17 protein-coding genes and 1 riboswitch are annotated in these 18,131 nt (G+C 29.8%); of the genes, 1 reads left to right on the top strand and 16 read right to left on the bottom strand.

Annotated features, from left to right (window positions below):
- Positions 1 to 41 precede the first annotated feature (41 nt).
- The 10 genes from ACTG47_RS01255 to metK all read right to left on the bottom strand — a co-directional run bounded on the left by ACTG47_RS01255 (position 42) and on the right by metK (position 11,917).
- A complete protein-coding gene (locus tag ACTG47_RS01255; RefSeq protein ID WP_479925809.1) occupies positions 42 to 1,001 on the bottom strand; it encodes a glycosylasparaginase in 960 nt (319 codons plus the stop codon).
- A 92-nt stretch (positions 1,002 to 1,093) separates the two neighbouring features.
- Entirely contained in the window at positions 1,094 to 1,612 is a 519-nt protein-coding gene (locus ACTG47_RS01250; protein ID WP_169469738.1) for a GrdB-related putative oxidoreductase, read from the bottom strand.
- 10 nt (positions 1,613 to 1,622) lie between these two features.
- Positions 1,623 to 2,957 carry a PTS cellobiose transporter subunit IIC gene (gene celB, locus ACTG47_RS01245; RefSeq protein WP_169469739.1) on the bottom strand — a complete coding sequence of 445 codons (1,335 nt, stop codon included), beginning with the start codon at positions 2,955 to 2,957 and terminating at the stop codon, positions 1,623 to 1,625.
- 38 nt (positions 2,958 to 2,995) lie between these two features.
- Positions 2,996 to 3,322 (bottom strand): PTS sugar transporter subunit IIB, encoded by a 327-nt coding sequence (locus ACTG47_RS01240; protein ID WP_169469740.1) that lies wholly within the window; start codon positions 3,320 to 3,322, stop codon positions 2,996 to 2,998.
- Positions 3,323 to 3,347: 25 nt separating this feature from the next.
- Entirely contained in the window at positions 3,348 to 3,656 is a 309-nt protein-coding gene (locus ACTG47_RS01235; RefSeq protein WP_169469741.1) for a PTS sugar transporter subunit IIA, read from the bottom strand.
- A gap of 140 nt (positions 3,657 to 3,796) precedes the next feature.
- The gene (locus ACTG47_RS01230; RefSeq protein WP_479925808.1) at positions 3,797 to 5,710 is read right to left on the bottom strand and encodes a BglG family transcription antiterminator; all 1,914 of its coding nucleotides are present in this window, start codon (positions 5,708 to 5,710) and stop codon (positions 3,797 to 3,799) included.
- 333 nt (positions 5,711 to 6,043) lie between these two features.
- Complete coding sequence (locus ACTG47_RS01225; RefSeq protein WP_479925807.1) at positions 6,044 to 6,784, bottom strand: double zinc ribbon domain-containing protein; 741 nt, start codon at positions 6,782 to 6,784, stop codon at positions 6,044 to 6,046.
- A 44-nt stretch (positions 6,785 to 6,828) separates the two neighbouring features.
- Positions 6,829 to 9,048 (bottom strand): SF1B family DNA helicase RecD2, encoded by a 2,220-nt coding sequence (gene recD2, locus ACTG47_RS01220; RefSeq protein ID WP_479925806.1) that lies wholly within the window; start codon positions 9,046 to 9,048, stop codon positions 6,829 to 6,831.
- A 259-nt stretch (positions 9,049 to 9,307) separates the two neighbouring features.
- Positions 9,308 to 10,405, bottom strand: a complete 1,098-nt coding sequence (locus tag ACTG47_RS01215) for a YkvI family membrane protein (protein ID WP_479925805.1) — start codon at positions 10,403 to 10,405, stop codon at positions 9,308 to 9,310.
- 318 nt (positions 10,406 to 10,723) lie between these two features.
- Positions 10,724 to 11,917 carry a methionine adenosyltransferase gene (metK, locus tag ACTG47_RS01210; protein WP_479925804.1) on the bottom strand — a complete coding sequence of 398 codons (1,194 nt, stop codon included), beginning with the start codon at positions 11,915 to 11,917 and terminating at the stop codon, positions 10,724 to 10,726.
- A gap of 136 nt (positions 11,918 to 12,053) precedes the next feature.
- Positions 12,054 to 12,157, bottom strand: a riboswitch (SAM riboswitch).
- A 188-nt stretch (positions 12,158 to 12,345) separates the two neighbouring features.
- Here metK and yyaC point away from each other — a divergent pair.
- On the top strand, positions 12,346 to 12,855 hold the full coding sequence (gene yyaC / locus ACTG47_RS01205; RefSeq protein ID WP_161803358.1) for a spore protease YyaC: 510 nt from the start codon (positions 12,346 to 12,348) through the stop codon (positions 12,853 to 12,855).
- Between the two features lie 103 nt (positions 12,856 to 12,958).
- On the opposite strand, the gene fabZ is transcribed toward yyaC, so the two are convergent.
- The 6 genes from fabZ to murA form a co-directional block, all read right to left on the bottom strand.
- Positions 12,959 to 13,387, bottom strand: coding sequence for a 3-hydroxyacyl-ACP dehydratase FabZ (fabZ, locus tag ACTG47_RS01200; RefSeq protein ID WP_479925803.1), 429 nt, complete (start codon positions 13,385 to 13,387; stop codon positions 12,959 to 12,961).
- Between the two features lie 15 nt (positions 13,388 to 13,402).
- Entirely contained in the window at positions 13,403 to 14,422 is a 1,020-nt protein-coding gene (gene mreB / locus ACTG47_RS01195; RefSeq protein WP_169469747.1) for a rod shape-determining protein MreB, read from the bottom strand.
- A gap of 195 nt (positions 14,423 to 14,617) precedes the next feature.
- Positions 14,618 to 14,878, bottom strand: coding sequence for a sporulation transcriptional regulator SpoIIID (gene spoIIID / locus ACTG47_RS01190; RefSeq protein WP_044212029.1), 261 nt, complete (start codon positions 14,876 to 14,878; stop codon positions 14,618 to 14,620).
- A 97-nt stretch (positions 14,879 to 14,975) separates the two neighbouring features.
- Positions 14,976 to 15,644 carry a peptidoglycan DD-metalloendopeptidase family protein gene (locus ACTG47_RS01185; RefSeq protein ID WP_479925802.1) on the bottom strand — a complete coding sequence of 223 codons (669 nt, stop codon included), beginning with the start codon at positions 15,642 to 15,644 and terminating at the stop codon, positions 14,976 to 14,978.
- A 65-nt stretch (positions 15,645 to 15,709) separates the two neighbouring features.
- On the bottom strand, positions 15,710 to 16,771 hold the full coding sequence (spoIID, locus tag ACTG47_RS01180) for a stage II sporulation protein D (RefSeq protein WP_479925801.1): 1,062 nt from the start codon (positions 16,769 to 16,771) through the stop codon (positions 15,710 to 15,712).
- Between the two features lie 86 nt (positions 16,772 to 16,857).
- A complete protein-coding gene (gene murA, locus ACTG47_RS01175; protein WP_169469750.1) occupies positions 16,858 to 18,111 on the bottom strand; it encodes a UDP-N-acetylglucosamine 1-carboxyvinyltransferase in 1,254 nt (417 codons plus the stop codon).
- Positions 18,112 to 18,131 lie beyond the last annotated feature (20 nt).

Below are 18,131 nucleotides of genomic sequence, written 5' to 3'. Positions count from 1 at the left end.
ATCTCCTTATTATAAAAACTCTACTTTATTATATGACTTATTTATTCTTTCACTTCTATTGGAGCTTTTATTCTAGCTTCATATGCTTCCATCCATTCATTTGATATAACCTTATGTATAGTTTTCCCATCTACTCTATTTGAAATATAGACTGTAGGTGCTTCTTCATCAGTTACTACCGAAAAAGTAAAGTCTGCTATATTTGTAGCTACTCCCCATTCTCCCTTATTATTCATCGCAACTAATGATAAATCACCAGCTTTTCCTCTTCTTTTAATAAGCTGTTTATCAAGTTCATTTACTGCTATATCACAAGCTTCTTGTGGATGTTTCCCTTCTTTCATAAGTCTAACTATCTCATAGGATATACACCCCTTCATCAAGTCTTCTCCTAGACCAGTAGCTGTAGCTCCTCCTATACTACTATCAACAAAAAAACCCGAACCAGATAGTGCAGAATCTCCTATTCTGCCTCTTTTCTTCATAAATAATCCACTTGTTGAAGTAGCTGCACACATCTTCCCATTTTTATCTAAAGATATCATTCCAACAGTATCATGACCCGCATATGGACTCAAGCCTTTATCTAAAGTTTCTTTTTTTCTTTTTTTATAATGTAACTTTGCTCTGTCAGTCAACATATTTTTTCTTTCAAATCCATTTTTATGAGCATACTCTTCAGCACCTATTCCCACCAAGAAATTATTTACCTTCTCATAACTTAACTTTCTAGCTATACTGACAGGATTAGAATAATCCCTTATCCCAGCAACTGCCCCAATATCTAATGTATTACCATCCATAAATGCAGCATCAAGCTCTACCTCACAGTTTTCATTTGGAAGTCCTCCATAACCAACTGACTTATAAAATGGATAATCTTCAACTCTTCTTATAGCAAGCTCTACAGCATCTCCTGCTTCCAGACCTTTTTCTAAACGCTCTGATGCCTCAGTTATACCTTCTAGAGCCATTCTCCATGTTGCTATCATTCCCCACATGTCAAAATTCCCCTCCTTATTATATAGATTCTACCAATCTGTTTTTATTATAAATATTATATTATTTAGACTTGTTCGTATTAGAACATTAATTAATAACAAAATTCTTCTCTCATTAAAGTTATATCCTCTTTATTTGCCATTGATTTTGCTAATTTACATATGTTATTCAATGAATCATTAAGTCCAATTCCACCTTTTTTTGGTGTCTTAACTATACATATATCACTTTTATACTCGTTTATTATATCTACATTTTCTTCTGACATAGCTGCAAATGCTGATATATCCGTCTTATCATTTATATTTTTACATAATATAGCTGACATCTTAGAAAAATTTTCATAATTGAAACTTGGTCCACAAATTACTACATCAGGGTTTAATTTTTTTACCATTGCTATCATTTTATTTGTTACATCTTCTTCATTATTTATAAAAAATTCGTCTCCACAAAATAATGTAGCTATTACTTTAGATTCATTTAAAAATGGTTCCATCATTATACCTGGACCTAATGGACTTGATTTTCCAGCAGGAGGTATATTATTTTTTTCTTTTCCTCCAGCACCAGCTTGTATTTGGTCCAATATCATAACTATTTTTTTCATAATATTCCTCCTATAACACTAAATCATCAAAAGATATATCATCATCTTCCTCTTCAACGTTTGTCTTTTCCTCATTCAAATATTGTTTGTCCAACATTTTTATAAATGGCATATACATAAATATTCCTAGTACAAGAAGTGCTAATTGTAAAACAGCCCCTTGCCATCCTGTCGTTAGAAAACCAGAGAATATAATTGGAGTTGTCCATGGTAATTGAACTCCATTTGTAAGTGGCACCAAGCCTGCTGACATACAGAAATAAGCTATTATTATATTTATTGTTGGAACTATTGCAAATGGTATCAATAATATTGGGTTAAGCATTATTGGTAGACCAAATATCAATGGCTCATTTATACCAAATATTCCTGGTAAAATTGATAATTTTCCCATTGACTTTATACGTTTACTTTTACATATTAATAACATAGCTATGACTAATGATAGTGTACTACCTGCTCCACCAAATGTTGCAAACATATCTTGGAATTGACCAGTTATTATGTTTGGTATTTTTGAACCAGCTTGAAATGCAGCTAAATTTTCAGCTGATAAAATCTTTAATATAGGATTATATACAGCTCCAACAACACTACTTCCATTTATTCCAAAGAACCAGAATAAGTGTAAGAATATGTAAGCGATTGCCATCGCACCTAAGCTATTTCCTAGTTTTAATAATGGCATCTGTAAAAATTTAAATATAAATTCATGTATACTTCCATATGGTGTAGCTTCAAAGGCTATCTTAACTAAGAAGAAGACTATCATAACTATTGCACTTGGTATTAATGCAGCAAATGATTTTGATACAGTTGGAGGAACTCCATCTGGCATTTTTAATGTCCATCCTTTTTTGACGACTGCTGCAAACAATTTTACAGAAGTTATTGCTGTTATCATACCTACAAACATTCCTTTAGAACCCATCCATCCTAGTGGTATACCTGTTACCATATAAACTGATGTTGTTCCTTCTGGTGTATATGGTATTACAAATGGTGTTACTATAAAAAAAGCAACTATTGCAACTGCCGCTGATGCTATTGGGTCTACATCTATTTGTTTAGCATAAGAATATCCAATTCCTAGAACTGCAAGCAGAGTCATTACTTCAAATGTTGCTACAGTTGGTTGTTGTAATTTAACAGCCCAATCTGAGCCAAAAATTTGACCTACAAATTCATCCCATCCTTTTATCGGAAAATTTGCTACTAATAAAAATAATGAACCTATTATTAATAATGGTGATGATACTAAAAAACCATCTCTAATTGCAATTAATAATTTATTTTTACCTATTTTCTCAGCCAATGGCATAAGTATTCTTTCCAATTTATTCATCTATCCACCCTCATTTCCAATTATTTTCTATTACAATTCTACGCTTGTTTAGATTTTATTAACTTTATAGCAAGTTTTAATACTCTTTCCCCATTCATAGTTCCATAATCAGCTTCATTTATTATATCTATAGGCTTACCTTGAGCTTCAAACTTTGGCTTTAATTCCTTTAGCATGTATTTAACTTGTGGTCCTAATAATATACAATCTGGATTTTTTTCTACAACTATTTTATCAATTTCTGCGATTGGAAATGCTTCTACTTCTATTGGTAAATTATGCTCATCTGCTACTTTCTGCATCTTACCTGCAAGCAAACTTGTTGACATCCCAAAACTACAAAATAAATATACTTTTCTTTTCATTTTTTTAAATCCCCCTTAATTCTTTTTATTTTAATTTTTGAATTTCTTTTCTTAATATAATCATTTCTTTTATAAGATTTCTCTCACTCATACAAGTCATCAAATGGTCTTGAGAGTGAATTAATAAGATAGATATATCTGACTTATTTCCTCCAGCTTCCTTTTGTATAAGTTCAGTTTGTACTTTATGTGCTTTTAAGATTTCTTCGTTTGCACTTTCAACTAATTCATCCGCCTTTTTAAAATCGTTTTCCTTTGCACAACTAAGTGCTTCATAAAGCATAGATTTTGCATTTCCAGCATGAATTATAATCTTTAAAACTATTTCTTCCATTTTTTCCTCCTAAGTTGCTTCTCTGCTTTTAGTTAGTTTATATCTTACAAACATATAATATCGTATAAAAACAAAAAAACATGCACAACTTTTTCCATCACATGGAAAATTTTGTGCTTATTCACATTTTACTATGAATTTTATATAAGAATATCTTTTACTTTTGTTATATTACATTTAGTTAAAGTAGCTAACATTTCTTCATCTTCGGTTAAACTAGATATTTCTTTAAATAACTCTCTAAATACTTTTCTATCATCATCTTTTTTGTAAGCTAATAAAAGTATAATATTTATATCTTTTCCATTTCTAATTTTTATTGGCGTTTTTAATCTTGCAAAACATAACACAGATTGCTTTATATATTTCATGTCCCCATGAGGAAATAATATCCCTTTACCAACATTAGTTGGATATGATTTTTCTCTTGTTATAATAGATTCTAAATACGCCTTTTCTGCATAATGCTTTTCAATCAATAAATTAGTTAAATATGTTATAGCTTCATAAATATCATCATGCTCTAACTCTCTTATTAAATAATCAGACATCATTAATCTGTTCATAAGTTTATATGAGGTATTTTTTTCTTTTATTTTATTTGTAAATTCTTTGAGCTTATTCTCATCTTCATCAGTAAATAATGGAGTTGTTATGAAAATTGGCTTTTGAATATTTTCATATTCTTGAAATGCAATTATAAAATCTATTGTTTTATTAAAGTTATCTCTTTTTAAATCTTCCTCTCTTAAAGTTTCAACAATTTCTATATTATCAAATCTCTTTTCTATTTTTACTTTTAATAGCATACTTACCCCAAAACTAAACGGACACACAATACTTGCTCTCTTATTTAATTCCCTTTTGTTATATTTTCTTTCTAGAGAAGTTTGGAAATGAAGCGTAAGATAACCTATTTCATCTTCAGTTATTTGCTCTCCTTTTAATTCAATTCCTATTGAATTTGATATTACTGTGAATAAAAAACAAAACTTAGTCTTTATATTATCTAATAGTGGGTTTTCCAGATAGACATTACTTTTCATTTGGTGCATTGTAACATTTAAATGACATATTAATTGCTCATAAAGCAGTATATCATTATTGAAATTTATTCCTGATTCCTCTGACACTAAATTTATAATTTTTTTTGTATATTCTGCTAATTCTTCATTTAAATACAGTGCTCTTTTAGTGTTACTACTATTTATTTGCTTATTCATCCCAAATATTAAAGATTCTATAAACAATTTTTCTTCATGATTTAATACTATAGATAAATTAGAATTTAATTCATCTTCTACATCTAAAATAAGCATTTTTAACTTTAGTTCTTTCTTAGCATTTAATACTTCTAAAGAGTTTCCTAGTCTTATTCGTATTATATTTATAAGTAAAAACAACATTAATTGCCTAAATGATATATCTGTAAGTCTTATATCCATATTTTCTTCTATAGTAGACATTATGTTTTTGACAACTATTATATCTACTATATGGAAATATTCTACTTCATCTATATTGAGTCTGTATTTGTCTATGTACTTAAACAAGAATGATACTAGCATTACTCTTATATCTTTCTCATCCCCTTCAACGCATATACCACTACCTTTTTTAGTTGAGACATTTAAGTTATAGTTATTTAATGCCACTGACAATTTACTTATTTCTTCTCTTACTATATTTTTATTTATATACAATTTATTAGATAAATCATTTAAAGTGATTTTTTTATTGTTACAAAGCAGTAGATTCAATATCTCAACTTGCTTGTGTAGCTTACTATTTACTCTTTTAACTTCACCTCGTAACTTCTGATTTACTAGTATTTTATCTGTATCATCTCCACTAAATTTAATTCCTATGTTAGGTTTTCTTTTTATATAAGCATTACAAAAAGTAGATAACCAGTCATCAATATATTTACAGTCATTTCTTATCGTTCTTTCTGAGCATTCAAAATCATTGGCAATTTCATTTACATTTATAAAATCTTTTTCTAATAGCAATGTTGTTAACAAGTTTTCCTGTCTTTTATTCAAATATATCACCCCTTTATGACTTAACTTTAATTTATTATATACAAAAAAGAGCTACACATAAAAGTATTATGCTAGCTCTCTTTAATATGATATTTAGCTGACCTGGTTTTTGACCCCACACTCGCCTACTGGAGGGTTCGCTTGGGTTCGCCGCACTACTACTCTCTCTCGATTTTATTATCGGTAGGTCTTACTTCTAAGCCGCACCATGATCATTAACCCAATTTTTAGTGTTAACTTACGTGGATCCTTTTGCCTGCGACTGGCTTGGACTTTCAACCACAGACCTAAATATCACTTATTCATTTTAATCTTTAAAATTAAAATTGTCAACATATAAGATTATTCCATAATATAATTATCACTTGATCTTGTCAGTAGAGTCAATACAAACACCTTATTAGCACCAGATAACTTTAGAAGTTTAGAAATTTCATTTGTTGTCAAACCAGTAGTAAATATATCATCTATTAAAAGTAGATTTTTATCATTTATTAATTTTATATTTTCTTTAATTTCAAATACATTTTCTAGTTCTTCTTTTCTTTCTTTTTTGTTTAATTTATATAGCATTCTAGTATATTTCTTTCTACTTATACAATCTAATAATGGAATATTAAGTATCTTACTTAAATTAAAGGCTATTTTTTGTGCCTGATTAAAACCTCTTTTATTCAGTCTTTTTTTATGAAGAGGGACAAATAGTATATAATCAAATTTCAAGTTTTCTAAATACAACTTTTCTTTCATTATTTGAGCTATATACTTAGCCATAAATGTCTTTTGATTATATTTTAGTCCTAATACTATCTTTTTGGTTACATCATTATATTCAATACAAGATATAGATTTATCAAAATAAAAGTCTTTATTAAAACAATAGCTACATACTTCAAAAAACTCCTTTTCAATTGAATGACGTATTATTGGTTTTCCACATTTCATACAACCATCTTGTATAAAATTCATTTCATTAAAACAGCTTTTGCATATTGAATAAGAATTTGTTTTCTTTATGGATTTATCACAAATTATGCAACTTATATTCTCTGGATATATAAAATCCAAACATTTATTAATCATATTTTTTAAACGCTTAATAAAATTATCATTGCATACTTTCATATTTATTCTATCAACAGCCCTTCTCGTTTAAATTTATTCAACTTATATCCTAAATTTGAATACCTTTGATTCACTCTATTATTTTTTATCATATATTCAAGATATTTTACATCCCCAACTAATACAACTAATTTTTTTGCTCTTGTTACAGCTGTATATAATAAATTACGGCTAAGTAACATAGGAGGAGCCCAAGTTATTGGTAATACCACAACTGGAAATTCACTTCCTTGACTTTTATGTATCGTTGTACAGAAACTATGGTCAATTTCATCTAGTTCATCATATAAATAGGATACAATTTTAGTTTGGTCAAATAATACATATATAGTTTTCTTATCTTTATCTATGTGGTAAACATATCCTATATCTCCATTATAAATACCCTCTCCACTTTCTTTTTGGTCTTCTGTCTCCCATTTTTTTGTATAGTTATTTTTTACTTGCATTACTTTATCTCCAACTCTAAACAGTCTTTTAGAAAAACTCTCTTCAACTTTAAATTTTTCTTTTTTGTTAAGATACTTTTGTAACTCTATATTGAGATTAGTGACTCCTAACTCTCCTTTTCTCATTGAAGATAAAACTTGTATATCTTTTAATTTATCAACTTTATAAAATTTAGGTAATCTTTCATTAACTAATCCTATTATTTCATTTAATATTTCTTCATTAGTAGATTTTCTTATAAAAAAGAAATCCTTCTCTTTTGTATTTAAATAAAGTGGCTCTCCATTGTTTATTTTATGAGCATTTACAATTATCATGCTCTCCTGTGCTTGTCTAAAAATTTCATTTAATTTAACTACATTTATGATATTAGAATCAATCATATCTTTAAGTACATTTCCAGCTCCTACAGAAGGTAATTGGTCACTATCTCCAACCAAAATTACCCTTGTTCCTAGTTTTATAGCTTTAAGCAAGTTGTACATTAAAATAATATCTACCATTGAGACCTCATCAACAATTATTACATCTGAATTTATTGGGTCTTCTTCATCTTTGAAAAAAGTTAAATCATCATCTGTTGAAAAACCCATTTCCAACAGTCTATGTATAGTTTTTGCTTCTTTATCAGAAGTTTCACTCATTCTCTTTGCTGCTCTTCCTGTGGGAGCTGCTAAGGTTACACTTTTACCATTATTCTCAAATATTTCTATGATAGAATTAATAGTGGTTGTCTTACCAGTTCCTGGACCACCAGTTATAATTAATACTCCACTATTAATAGATTCTTTAACTGCTAAAATTTGTTTTTCTGCTAACTTGATTTTTTTATCTTCTTCCAAAATATTAATTTCACTATCTAGATCTATTTTCAGGTCTTCGAATTCATACTGTGATAATTTTACTATTTGACTACACACTCCATTTTCAGCTAAATAGTATGGCATAAGATATATAAGATTTTCATTGTTTACTTTCTCTATATGTATTTTTTGATTATAAACTAGCATCATTATGCACTCTTTTATTATCTCTCCATTTAACTCCAATAATTTTTCCGAATCTTGTATTAAAACATATTCTGGTAAGTACGTATGTCCATTGCCTAGAGATTTATTTAAAGTGTATAAAATTCCCTGACAAACTCTATCTTTGGAATTTTTATCTATACCAATTTTATTAGCTATACTATCAGCCACCTTAAATCCAATTCCTCTTATATCTTCAGCAAGTTGATATGGATTTCTATTTATAACTTCTATTGCATTGCTTTTATATTTTTTATATATTTTTAAACAGTAATTTGGTGTTATTCCAAAAGGAGATAGTTCTATTATTATATTTCTCAGTTCCCTATCTTCTTCATAGCTTTTTACTATTTGTTTTATCTTTTTACTCCCTATACCCTCTACTTCTTGCAGTCTTTCTGGTGAATTTTGTATCACATTTAGTGTATCTACACCAAACTTATCAATTATTCTCTTAGCCATTTTTTCACCAATACCATGTATCATTCCAGAAGATAAATAAACATAAATTCCTTCTAAGGATGAGGGTGTCACTGGCATAAAACTATTCACTTCAAACTGAGTACCATAAATTTTATGGTTTACCCATTTACCTTCAACTTCTATACTTTCTCCAATTGCCAAAGTAGGCATACACCCTACAATTACAATTTCATCCTTTTCATTTACTAGATGAGCTATTGTATATCCATTGTCCTCATTTTTAAAGACTATTTCACTTATCATTCCTTCTAATTTTTCCATTTTTATCTCCTAAAAATACTAATACTCGCTCCAGTTAAGTTAGTGTATTTTATATGTTAAACTATGATAGTGCTAGAAAAGTTTTTATATTTTTATACTTAACGTAATTTCCAACTATTATACATTTTATCAGAAACAAAAAAATTGTGCATCCAAAAAATATGGCACCTTAAAAGACAGGTGCCATATTTCAATACCTATTTTATTTTAATTGCTTTATGTGTATCTATAAAGTAAATTTGATAAATTTATTCTAATGCTAACTTATTTCAGATTTGTTTTCCTTATATCCACTGGTCTTAGTAATTCTTCTATAAAGCATACATAGTAAAATTAAAATTCCCATGTAACCTGTATATGGATATAGTGTTCCTACTAGTTTATCAAATGGTAATAGGCCTCCTATACATGCTAATATACTTACTACTATTGTTATCATTCTAAATTTAGGATGGTCATCTTCTACAAATCTGTTAGTTACTGACCATAATAGTGGTACTGCTGTTGTGTATATTCCTAATAAAAGTACTACTGAGAATAAAATACCTATTATTGGAGATATCTTATCAGCTAAGTAAAGTGCTGGTATCTCTTTTGTATATATATTTCCTATGTCTGAAAGTAATGCTAAATTCATCATTATAGCTGCTGCCATAAGGGCTACTCCACCTACTATACCACCCCACACAGCATCTTTCTTATTTACTGCAGAAGAACCCATTCCTGTCAAGAATGTGATTACTATTATTACATTATAACAAGTATAAAGTACACCTGAGAAATACCCACTTGATGTAGCAGTTTTGATATTTAGACTATCAACCATAGCCCCAGCATTTGGTAAAGCATCAATATTGCTACATAAACTAATAGCTCCTACTAAAAGTGTAAATATTATTATTATAGGACCTATATTACCTAGTATCTTAGAAAGTCTTGTTAAACCTAAAGAAACAGTTATTAGGGAAACGATTGCCATACCAATCCTACCTACATATGGATTTAATCCATAGTACTCTGATAGTGTAGCTCCTGCTCCTGCAATCATTATTACTAGTGTTCCAAATAAAAATAATGGTCCAAACCATTCAAAGAATGTACCAAGATATTTTCCACAATATACTTGATAAATCTTTATTGGCTCTTTAAGCTTTAACTCTCTTCCTTTATCTATAACTTCTGCTCCAAACCATGAAAATAATACCATAGATATTATTCCACCTATAATACCAGCATATCCATAAAACGTAAAAAATTGCAATATCTCTTGACCAGTTGCAAATCCAGAACCTATTACAGTAGCTACATAAGCTCCAGCAAAACTTATAACAGTTTTAATATTTACTTTGCCTGACATACACTACTCCCCCCTAATTAAAATAATTTTTTAAGTGTAAGTTTATTAAGATTATATTAGACGTATTATTATGATATTTCAATATATTTTTAATTATTTAACAGTAGTTAACACAATCTTAACCATTATTTAACATATTGACCATAATATGTACTCATTTAGTATAATATTATAAAATAAAATATACTATTCTAATTAAATACTGTTTATTTATTATATGATGAAAAATTAACATTTATTAAAAATATTTAATCTACAATAAAAAAACTGTTAGAAAGTAATCATAGAATTACATTCTAACAGTTTCTTAGTTAAAAATTATTCACCTAAAGCATCTTTTTTTAATTGCTCAACTTTGTCAATTTTTTCCCAAGGTAAATCTATATCAGTTCTACCAAAGTGACCATAAGCAGCAACTTTTTTGTAAAGAGGCTTTCTTAAATCTAAGTCTCTTATTATAGCTCCTGGTCTTAAATCAAAGTGTTTTTCTACTAATTCAACAAGCTTTTCCTCTGAAACTTTGCCTGTCCCAAAAGTATCTATGAATATAGATAATGGTCTAGCTATACCTATAGCATATGCAAGTTCTATCTCACATTTATCTGCAAGACCAGCTGCAACAATATTTTTAGCAACATATCTAGCAGCATAAGCAGCAGATCTATCAACTTTTGTAGGGTCTTTTCCTGAGAAAGCTCCTCCACCATGTCTAGAATATCCACCATAAGTATCTATTATTATTTTTCTTCCTGTAAGACCTGTATCTCCTTGAGGCCCTCCTATAACGAATCTTCCTGTTGGATTTATATAAATTTTAGTTTCTTCATCAAGTAATTCAGCTGGTATAACTGCTTTAATAACATGATTAATTATATCTTCTCTTATTTTATCATTTGATACTGTTTCACAATGTTGAGCTGATATAAGAACCGTATGCACTCTTATAGCTTTATTTCCTTCATATTCAACAGTAACTTGAGTTTTTCCATCTGGTCTTAAATAATCAACTATACCTGTCTTTCTAACTTCTGTAAGTCTTCTTGATAACTTATGAGCTAAAGATATTGGAAGTGGCATTAATTCTGGAGTCTCATTACATGCAAATCCAAACATTATTCCTTGGTCTCCAGCCCCAACCTTTTCTATTTCTTCTTCTATCTCTTCTCCAGTCTTACTTTCTAGACCTTCATCAACTCCCATAGCTATATCTCCAGATTGTTCATCTATAGAAGTTATAACTGCACAAGTATCACAGTCAAATCCATATTTTGCTCTTGTATATCCAATCTCTCTTACTGTTTCTCTTACTAGTTTAGGAATATCTACATAAGCAGATGTACTTATTTCTCCTGCTACTAAAACTAATCCAGTTGTAACTGTAGTTTCACAAGCTACTCTAGATTGTGGGTCTTTTTCTAATAATGCATCTAATATTGAATCTGATATTTGGTCACATATCTTATCAGGATGTCCTTCTGTAACTGATTCTGACGTAAATAAATGTCTTGCCATTTTTATTCCCCCTTATACATTCTTAATTTTTATTATAGGTTTTACCTTATTTTTAATTTTAGAAATTTTACTCAAAATAAAAAACCTCTCCTTTATAAGAAGAGGTTAATAATCGTAATTGCATACTAATTAACTGACCTCATCTTTCAAGACTTTTGTCTTGTAGGAATTAGCACCTTTTCCCATTTGGGTGGTTGCTGGGCTTCACAGGGCCTATCCCTCAGCCGCTCTTGATAAGGTAATCAAGATTTAAGTTTTATTTTACTTTACTAGCTTACTATTTTTTTAAAATTTTGTCAAGATTTTTAGTCACATTTTTCCCATTCCTTTTTTTGTAAGACAAATAAAATATTATCCCTATCTGAAATTTAAAGTTAGGTCTTTTTACTGTCTTTTATTCATATATTTTTTTGAAGGGGGTGTTCCTATTGTATTTAGCTAAAGTAAATTACAGCGATGATGATGTTATACAGATGCTAAGTTCAGTTCTAAAAACTATAATTAATGAAAATACGATTGTTGTTTGCATAGGAACAGACAGGGCTATAGGTGATACGTTAGGCCCTTTAGTTGGAACAATACTTAAGAACAGTAAATTTAAATACCCCGTTTACGGTACACTAGATAACCCTATTCACGCCTTAAATATATATGAGTCTTTAGATACTATAAAAAATACACATATACAAGGTAACTTCTTGGCTATAGATGCTTGCTTGGGGTCGCAGAGTAACATAGGTAATATACAGATTAGAGAAGGACCTATCCTGCCCGGAAAAGGTGTTGGAAAAAAACTACCTCAAATAGGAAATTATTCTATAGTAGGGATTGTAGATAAAATTGATGAAAACAATAGACTTTCATTTAATAATATACGTCTTAGCTTTATATTGGACTTAGCTGAAACAATAGCCTTAGCTTTATTAGTATCCACCTAAGTCCAATGTGAAGTAACTGATAAAATTCTTTATATAAAAAGGTAGATATTTTAGAGTATCTGATAGAATACTCAAAATTATCTACCTTTTTAATTTTGTATTTTTACTTTTCCACTAAAGCGAACATTAATTCCCCTTTACAGACAAGCTCTTCTCCAACATATGCCTTAGCATCTGCCTTAGCTATATTTCTTCTAAGAGTCGTCATTTCAACTTCCATAGTCAATGTATCTCCTGGTCTTACTTCTCTCTTAATTCTAACTTTATCTATACCTGCAAATACACCTAATTTTCCTTTATTTTCTTTTACAGACATCATTGCAACTCCACACACTTGTGCCAAAGCTTCTACTATCAATACTCCTGGCATTAGTGGATATTCTGGAAAATGACCTTGAAAAAAGGGCTCATTCACTGTTACATTTTTTATACCAACAGCTCTTTTTCCAACTTCTAACTCTGTAATCTTGTCCACTAATAAAAATGGATATCTATGTGGTATTAATTTCTTTATTTCATCTATATTTAGCATTCTAAACTCTCCTAATTATTTTCTTCTAAAAGACCCACCTGTTTCAAGTAAATCTATTGAACCCAAAGCTATACCTGTACCTTTTGCAACACAAGATAATGGCTCTTCTGCTATTGTAACAGTTATACCTGTTCTCTGTTCTATTATTTTATCTAATCCATATAATAATGAACCTCCACCAGTCATTATTATACCAACATCTCCTATATCTGCTGCTAATTCAGGAGGTGTTTTCTCTAAAACAGCATGAGTAGCAACTACTATTTGCTCAACACATTCTCTAAGTGCTTCTAGCATTTCTGTTGAATTTATAGTTATAGAACTAGGAAGTCCTGTAATTAAGTTTCTTCCTGTTATCTTCATATATTTTTCTTCTTCTCTCCTAAATGCAGAACCAATTTCAAACTTAATTTTCTCTGCTGTTCTTTCACCTATAAGAAGGTTATGTTGTTTTTTCATATACTTAACTATAGAATCATCAAATCTATCTCCACCAACTTTTATAGATTCACTTACAACAGCTCCCCCTAAAGATATTACAGCTATATCTACAGTTCCTCCACCAATATCTATAATCATATTACCATTAGGTTGAGATATGTCTACTCCAGCTCCTATGGCTGCTGCTATTGGTTCTTCTATGATATATACTTCTCTAGCTCCAGCTTGTCTAGTAGCATCCTCTACTGCTCTTTTTTCTACTTCTGTAACACCAGTTGGCACACATACCATAATTCTTGGCATGAAGAATCTTCCAAATCCTTTTTTATCAACTATCTTATCTATAAAAGATTTTAACATCTTCTCAGTTACATCATAATCTGAAATTACACCATCTCTTAAAGGTCTTATAGCAACTATATTACTTGGTGTTCTTCCTATCATTTTTTTAGCTTCTTCTCCCACAGCTAAAACAGAATCTGTCCTATTATCTATTGCTACAACAGATGGTTCTTCTAAAACGATTCCCTTACCACTAACATAAACAAGTACATTTGCAGTACCTAAATCTATGCCTATATCAGCTCCAGCCATTTTTTCAACTCCTTCATTTATATATTAGATTATATTATAAGTCTACTTTAATACTCCTATAATAAAGCATATACAAAAATCTCGCTTTAATCAAGAGAAAATAAATGTTTTGAGGGTATTATTATTTTGCTATTTATAATTATTTAATATATTTATTACAATAATCTAACTCAATAAAAAAAGTAGGTTTTTAACCTACATTTTTTTATGTTCCTTCTCATACTTTAATTTAGTTGCTAATCCCCCTCTAATATGTCTCTCTGATTTATTCTTGTCTAGCACACTTTTAACTTCTTTGGCAAGGGATGGATTTATTTCCTTCAATCTTTCTGTAACATCCTTGTGAATTGTACTTTTACTTACTCCAAATGTCTTGGCGGTTTGTCTTACTGTAGTGTTTTTTTCAAGTATATATTTTGCTACCACTATGGCCCTTTCCTCTATATGAGATCTCAAAGATTACCCCCCTCACATAATAGCTTTAATGATATATATGTAAAAACACCAAAAAATATAACAAGCTTAACCAAATATGATTAAACTTGTTATACTTTTACTTAATTAGACTCATTGGGTCTATAGATTTCTCTCCATTATATGCCTCTAAGTGTACATGGATGCCCTCTTCACTTTCTATTTGAGAAGTGCTTCCTACAGTACCTAGAGATTGTCCTTCTGTTACCTTCTGTTCTTTTTTAACACTAACATTTTCATCTAAGTTTGAATATACAACTACAATATTATTGTCACTTTTTATTTTTACTGATTTTCCATATTCTTCATCATCAAATACATCTACTACCATTCCGTTTAATAGAGATTTTATTTCTTTACCTTTAGTACAACTAACATCTACACCTTTATGAGTCTCCCAGACATCTAGTGTTTTAGAGTAACTAGGTTCTTTTTCTGAATATCCTCTTATTATTTTATCTCCAATGTAGTTTAATTTTGTTGCACTCGACTTATTTTCCTCTTTTGACTTAGCTTTTTCTAAGTTTTGTTTTGAATCTGTTGAAGTAGGAATAGCATCTTTCTTATCTTTTTCAATTAAATGTATTTCCTCTTCACTATCTTTATTAGCATTTTCTATCATTCCTTTATTAGAAGCTAATTTATCTACATTATTATTTGTAAACCAAACTCCACCTACTGCTAATAAACAAACACATACAAATAAAGATAAATAAAAACCATCTTTTTCTAACAGCTTTTTCTTCATTTTGCACCTCCAAATATATTTCTACATTTGGATTATTGACGTGTTTTTGGTATTTTATACAATTATTAGTATATATCTTTTATTTTTGTATCTGTGTAGTAATGTGATAATATATCATAATATTTATAGCCTTCTTCTGCCATTCCTTCTGCTCCCCACTGGCTCATACCAACACCATGACCATATCCTTTTACTACAAAATCTATGTATCCTTCTCCAAATTTTATGTCAAAGTTTGCAGAGTTCAACTTAAAAACAGTTCTAATGTCTGTTCCAGTCAGCTCTTTATTTCCTAGTTTTATTTTTTCTACAGTTCCTGCATCACTTCTTTGAGTTATTGAAACTTGTTTACTTAAATTATTTGTATCTATTACAATAGTGCTATATGCTCTTCTAAGACTCTTAACAAAGTCTGTATTACTTATTTTAAGTGTAGATGCAAACTTAGGAGAATACTTATCATAAGGACTTTCTACAGATTTTAGATAAGGATATTTTGCAGAAAATACTTCTTCACTGTTTTCTGTTTTTCCTGAAGATGTAGAAAAATAAAGAGGAAGTATTGCCTTATCATTATAAGTTATTATCTGTCCTTTAGTTCCTCTAACTGCTTCTTGGATTTTAGAGTATTTGTTCTTAATCCATTCTTCACCATTCAATTTTTTAAGAGTATCATAACTCTTGTATTCTTGACAGTGCTTATAGTCAGTACATACTACTGCATTTTTATGCTTACCTGATTGTCCATGCTCTTGCTTATATACTACATAGGTTCTAGCTGCCACAGCTTGAGCTTTCAGAGCCTCTATGTCAAAATCTGAAGACATCTCCCCAGCTATTACTCCACATAAATAATTCTCCATGTCCATTTTTTCAGTTTTTCCTTTTATATGATTGTACACATTGATGGTTGGTGTTTTTTTATTTACAGTTTCATAGTTCACTATCTTTTTTTCTTCATTACTTTCTTCTTTAATATCACTTTTTTTAATAGTTTTGTTTATAGAAACTGACTTCTCTGGCTTTTCAGTTAGTTCTACATTTTTATAAGAAACTAAAGTTATAAGTGATGGAACTAACACAGAACAAGTCACGAATCCTAACAAAACAACCAATGGGTTCTTCATATACTCTCCTCCTTAGCTTTTAAAACCTTGTATTTAAGTATATGAACAACCCTATTAATTTATAACTTTCTTCTCTAAACCAATTATTAATCTTCTACTATTTCGATTCGACCACCTAATGCTGTTATCTTCTTATCTATATCAACATAACCTCTTTGAATATGGTATATTTCTCCTATTTGAGTTTCTCCTTCTGCTATAAGACCGCATAAAATAAGGGCTGCACCTGCTCTTAAATCAGTAGCATTTACTGCTGCACCATGTAATTCATCTACACCATTAACAACTGCACTTCTTCCATCTATTTTTATATTAGCACCCATTCTATTAAACTCAGCAACATGCATAAATCTATTTTCAAAAACAGTTTCTATAACTACACCAGTTCCGTTTGCTACAGTAAGCATAGCCATAAATTGTGCTTGAACATCTGTAGGAAATCCTGGATGTGGTAAAGTCTTTATATCTATTGGTTTTAACACCTTTGGACCTACTACTCTAACAGAATTGTCCATCTCTGTAATCTCGCAACCAGCTTCTCTTAATTTAGCTACAACTGGCTTTAAATGCTCCATTAAAACATTTTCAACAGTTATATCACCTTTTGTCATAGCTGCTGCAACCATATAAGTTGCTGCTTCTATTCTGTCTGGAATTACATTATGTTCTGCTCCTTTTAGCTCTTTAACACCTTTTATCTTTATAGTGTTAGTACCTGCACCTTTAACATCTGCTCCCATTTCATTCAAAAAGTTTGCTAAATCTACTATTTCTGGCTCTTCTGCTGCATTTTCTATTATTGTAGTACCTTCTGCTAAAGAAGCTGCCATCATTATATTTTCAGTTGCTCCAACAGATGGAAAATCCAGATATAATTTATTTCCTACTAACTTTTCTGTTGCTGCCTCAACAAATCCATGGTCCATCTCTATCTTTGCACCCAAAGCTTTAAATCCTTTTAAATGTAAATCTATAGGTCTTGTTCCTATAGCACATCCTCCTGGCATAGAAATTTTTGTACTATTAAATCTAGCAAGCAATGGCCCCATAACCAAAAAAGAAGCTCTCATCTTTCTTACAAGCTCATATGGAGCTTCACAAGTCTTTATATTACTTGCATCAACAGTAAGTATATTTTCTTTATATTCAACTTCTGCACCTACATGTCTTAATAAATCTGATATAACATGAACATCTCTTAAATTTGGTACTCCATTCAATGTTGATTTTCCGTTCGCTAATAAAGTTGCTGCTATTATTGGTAAAACTGCATTTTTTGCGCCATCTATTTTAACACTACCTTTAAGTGGATTACTCTTTTTTACTATTATCTTAGCCATATTTTTTGATCTCCTCATAA

The organism is Clostridioides sp. LIBA-6622 (genome assembly GCF_056716095.1).
This window is presented reverse-complemented; position numbering and strand designations above follow the sequence as displayed.

Coding starts and splice junctions, on each gene's coding strand:
- ACTG47_RS01225 (WP_479925807.1), bottom strand. CDS start 6,784: ATGATTAATAAATGTTTGGATTTTATATATCCAGAGAATATAAGTTGC.
- spoIID (WP_479925801.1), bottom strand. CDS start 16,771: ATGAAGAACCCATTGGTTGTTTTGTTAGGATTCGTGACTTGTTCTGTG.
- celB (WP_169469739.1), bottom strand. CDS start 2,957: ATGAATAAATTGGAAAGAATACTTATGCCATTGGCTGAGAAAATAGGT.
- ACTG47_RS01215 (WP_479925805.1), bottom strand. CDS start 10,405: ATGTCAGGCAAAGTAAATATTAAAACTGTTATAAGTTTTGCTGGAGCT.
- mreB (WP_169469747.1), bottom strand. CDS start 14,422: ATGGCTGGAGCTGATATAGGCATAGATTTAGGTACTGCAAATGTACTT.
- ACTG47_RS01235 (WP_169469741.1), bottom strand. CDS start 3,656: ATGGAAGAAATAGTTTTAAAGATTATAATTCATGCTGGAAATGCAAAA.
- ACTG47_RS01250 (WP_169469738.1), bottom strand. CDS start 1,612: ATGAAAAAAATAGTTATGATATTGGACCAAATACAAGCTGGTGCTGGA.
- recD2 (WP_479925806.1), bottom strand. CDS start 9,048: ATGGAAAAATTAGAAGGAATGATAAGTGAAATAGTCTTTAAAAATGAG.
- ACTG47_RS01240 (WP_169469740.1), bottom strand. CDS start 3,322: ATGAAAAGAAAAGTATATTTATTTTGTAGTTTTGGGATGTCAACAAGT.
- murA (WP_169469750.1), bottom strand. CDS start 18,111: ATGGCTAAGATAATAGTAAAAAAGAGTAATCCACTTAAAGGTAGTGTT.
- metK (WP_479925804.1), bottom strand. CDS start 11,917: ATGGCAAGACATTTATTTACGTCAGAATCAGTTACAGAAGGACATCCT.
- ACTG47_RS01255 (WP_479925809.1), bottom strand. CDS start 1,001: ATGTGGGGAATGATAGCAACATGGAGAATGGCTCTAGAAGGTATAACT.
- fabZ (WP_479925803.1), bottom strand. CDS start 13,387: ATGCTAAATATAGATGAAATAAAGAAATTAATACCACATAGATATCCA.
- ACTG47_RS01185 (WP_479925802.1), bottom strand. CDS start 15,644: ATGAAGAAAAAGCTGTTAGAAAAAGATGGTTTTTATTTATCTTTATTT.